The sequence below is a fragment of the Robinsoniella peoriensis genome, assembly GCF_000797495.1.
Taxonomy (GTDB): domain Bacteria; phylum Bacillota; class Clostridia; order Lachnospirales; family Lachnospiraceae; genus Robinsoniella; species Robinsoniella peoriensis.
In genome coordinates this window covers 1-2,500 of sequence record NZ_JTGN01000001.1, presented here as the reverse complement: position 1 = coordinate 2,500, position 2,500 = coordinate 1, and the positions used below count along the sequence as shown (strand labels likewise).

Genomic DNA, 2,500 nt, shown 5'->3' with positions numbered 1-2,500 from the left:
AAGGTTAAGAGGAGATGTCAGCGCAAGCGAAGCATTGAATTTAAGCCCCAGTAAACGGCGGCCGTAACTATAACGGTCCTAAGGTAGCGAAATTCCTTGTCGGGTAAGTTCCGACCCGCACGAAAGGCGTAATGATTTGAGCACTGTCTCGACAATGCATCCGGTGAAATTGAAATACCAGTGAAGATGCTGGTTACCTGCGCCAGGACGGAAAGACCCCATGGAGCTTTACTCCAGCTTGATACTGGGATTCGGTATTGCATGTACAGGATAGGTGGGAGACTRWGAATTCACAACGCCAGTTGTGAAGGAGTCATTGTTGGGATACCACCCTTGCAGTATTGGATTTCTAACCAGCCACCGTGATCCGGTGGTGGGACAATGTCAGGCGGGGAGTTTGACTGGGGCGGTCGCCTCCGAAAGGGTATCGGAGGCGCTCAAAGGTCTTCTCAGAATGGTTGGAAACCATTCGCAGAGTGCAAAGGCAAAAGAAGGCTTGACTGTGACACCGACGGGTGGAGCAGGTACGAAAGTAGGACTTAGTGATCCGGTGGTATAAAGTGGGATTGCCATCGCTCAACGGATAAAAGCTACCCTGGGGATAACAGGCTTATCACTCCCAAGAGTTCACATCGACGGAGTGGTTTGGCACCTCGATGTCGGCTCATCGCATCCTGGGGCTGTAGTAGGTCCCAAGGGTTGGGCTGTTCGCCCATTAAAGCGGTACGCGAGCTGGGTTCAGAACGTCGTGAGACAGTTCGGTCCCTATCCGGCGTGGGCGCAGGATATTTGAGAGGAGCTGACCTTAGTACGAGAGGACCGGGTTGGACTGACCTCTGGTGTACCGGTTGTTCTACCAAGAGCATGGCCGGGTAGCCAAGTCGGGAAGGGATAAACGCTGAAGGCATCTAAGCGTGAAGCCCCCCTCAAGATGAGATATCCCCCGCATAAGCGGTAAGACCCCTTGAAGACGACGAGGTAGATAGGTTAGAGGTGGAAGTGCAGTAATGTATGGAGCTGACTAATACTAATAGGTCGAAGGCTTATCCATAAGGTTTAGGATAATGTCAATAAAGTTGATATGATCAACGAAGTTGGTAATGCAAGAACGGATGATAATTTGATGAATTTCTGTGTGTGATTTTGAAGGTATATGTATGTGAGGCAGCTAAGGATAGCTGCTTTTTTCTTTGCAAATAATTATTGAATGAATCTTTTTTTACAGCAGCATAGTTTTCAATTGATGTAATTTGCTATGGCACATCACTAGCACAAACTGATCAGAACATTGGTCAGTATATCTTGGTAAAATCAGCAGCAATATTTAAACACACTTTTGAGTGTGGTTGAAATATGTATGGACTATTATAAGAATTAAGTGGATGAAAAAAAGAATATAAGCTATACATGTGTATAACTTATATAAATCAACCATCTTTCTATTCACCATCTCAATCTACAAAGTATCCCCTTCTCAGCTAAACCCCAATATAAGAAACCCGCAGAGTCTCAATTTCAAGTAATAACTCATAAGATTGTTTTGAATAGTGAGCCATAAGCCACTTATAAACTGTTCGCTGTAGTGCTAGAGAGTATTTGAAAATTCATTCCAGCCATCTGCATGCCCCACTTTGCGGCATATTTGCCCCGAATTCAGGTTACGTAGCCCGCTACGCGCCCTTCATCAGGGAGAAATCTCCCACAAAGTGTGACGCACAGCTGCCAGAAAGCAATTTTAAAACACGCTTTAGGAGATAGAAAATATCTTCTATAATAGAGACTATAATTACTTACTAAATTATCAAAATTAAATATATAAATCAAAAAATATAAATTATTTAAAAAAATCAAAATATATGTTGACAATTAATTGGGAAGATGTTATTATTATCAAGTCGCTTCGATACATCGACAAATTTAGAAAAGAAATTCTAAAAAATGTCAAAAAGTTGTTGACAAAAAGCAATAAACTTGTTATACTAACAAAGTTGCTGACAACATGGTGACAAGCAGAACCTTGATAATTGAACAGTGAAACAACCTTGAAAGATTCTATTAAAAGAGATTTCAAAATTAAGAACCGTATCAGAAATGATACAACCTTAAAACAGTAATAAAGGGATAAAATTAGCTAGTAGTTGATTTTTGAACTAAGATCAAAACTTTATTTGAGAGTTTGATCCTGGCTCAGGATGAACGCTGGCGGCGTGCTTAACACATGCAAGTCGAGCGAAGCATAAAAACAGATTTCTTCGGAATGAAATTTTTATGACTGAGCGGCGGACGGGTGAGTAACGCGTGGGTGACCTGCCTCATACAGGGGGATAACAGACAGAAATGTCTGCTAATACCGCATAAGCGCACAGTGCTGCATGGCACAGTGTGAAAAACTCCGGTGGTATGAGATGGACCCGCGTCTGATTAGCTAGTTGGTAAGGTAACGGCTTACCAAGGCGACGATCAGTAGCCGGCCTGAGAGGGTGAACGGCCACATTGGGAC

The 2,500-nt window shown here is 43.0% G+C and carries 2 protein-coding genes, 2 rRNA genes and 1 pseudogene (1 of these 5 cut by a window edge); 3 read left to right on the top strand and 2 right to left on the bottom strand.

Annotation, left to right across the window (positions count from 1 at the left end; all coding sequences use genetic code 11):
• Positions 1-1,051 (top strand): 23S ribosomal RNA (locus QR40_RS00010); it begins 1,851 nt to the left of the window's first position.
• A 512-nt stretch (positions 1,052-1,563) separates the two neighbouring features.
• On the opposite strand, the gene QR40_RS32905 is transcribed toward QR40_RS00010, so the two are convergent.
• A complete protein-coding gene (locus tag QR40_RS32905; RefSeq protein ID WP_334291766.1) occupies positions 1,564-1,617 on the bottom strand; it encodes a hypothetical protein in 54 nt (17 codons plus the stop codon).
• Here QR40_RS32905 and QR40_RS33455 point away from each other — a divergent pair.
• Positions 1,597-1,758 carry a DUF6783 domain-containing protein gene (locus QR40_RS33455; RefSeq protein ID WP_377147559.1) on the top strand — a complete coding sequence of 54 codons (162 nt, stop codon included), beginning with the start codon at positions 1,597-1,599 and terminating at the stop codon, positions 1,756-1,758. The genes QR40_RS32905 and QR40_RS33455 overlap by 21 nt on opposite strands.
• On the opposite strand, the pseudogene QR40_RS32895 reads toward QR40_RS33455, so the two are convergent.
• Positions 1,696-1,824: pseudogene (locus tag QR40_RS32895) on the bottom strand (hypothetical protein); the annotation flags it as partial. The gene QR40_RS33455 and the pseudogene QR40_RS32895 overlap by 63 nt on opposite strands.
• Before the next feature lie 340 nt (positions 1,825-2,164).
• On the opposite strand from QR40_RS32895, the gene QR40_RS00005 reads away from it, so the two are divergent.
• Positions 2,165-2,500 (top strand): 16S ribosomal RNA (locus QR40_RS00005); the annotation flags it as partial.